The 552-nt window shown below is 45.5% G+C and carries 1 protein-coding gene; it reads right to left on the bottom strand.

What is annotated here, in order from left to right:
- Positions 1-46: 46 nt before the first annotated feature.
- Positions 47-552 (bottom strand): IS3 family transposase (locus B5G06_RS13775; RefSeq protein ID WP_143382766.1); only part of this gene is annotated, 506 nt, incomplete at its 5' end.

Genomic DNA, 552 nt, shown 5'->3' with positions numbered 1-552 from the left:
TGAAGTGACCCCGAAAAGTTAGACAATATTTTCTTGAAGAAATTGTTCAAGCAGCCGAAAGGGCTTGTTGTCTGTGAATAGCAGGCGGCAAGCCCTTTAGCTTTGCCTTAATGCGTCGGTTATTGTAGTAATCCAGATAGTCAATGAGTTCTTGTTTGAAGTGTTGCAAGGACTGGAACTTCTGCAGATAAAGCAATTCACTCTTGAGTAGACCGAAAAAATTCTCAGCTACTGCGTTATCCAAGCAGTTCCCTTTGCGGCTCATACTCTGCCGGATGCCTTTTGCTTTGAGCATTCTCTGGTATAGCTTGTGCTGGTATTGCCAGCCTTGGTCAGAGTGAAGAATCAGCCCGGTTCCATCCGGTATCGTTGCAAATGCTTTGGTGAGCATCGTTGTTACCATGCTCAAAACTGGCCGGTCAGAGATGGTATAGCTGACCAAATACCCGTTGTGCAGATCCAGGATTGGAGAAAGGTAGAGTTTCTGACCAAACAAGCTGAACTCCGTTACATCGGTGACCCACTTCTGATTTGGCCTTTCTGCATAAAAGT

It is taken from the genome of Flavonifractor sp. An52 (assembly GCF_002159385.1).
In the GTDB taxonomy this organism is placed as follows: domain Bacteria; phylum Bacillota; class Clostridia; order Oscillospirales; family Oscillospiraceae; genus Flavonifractor; species Flavonifractor avicola.
The sequence above is the reverse complement of the archived record's forward strand: the minus strand, read 5'-3'. Positions and strand labels throughout refer to the sequence as shown.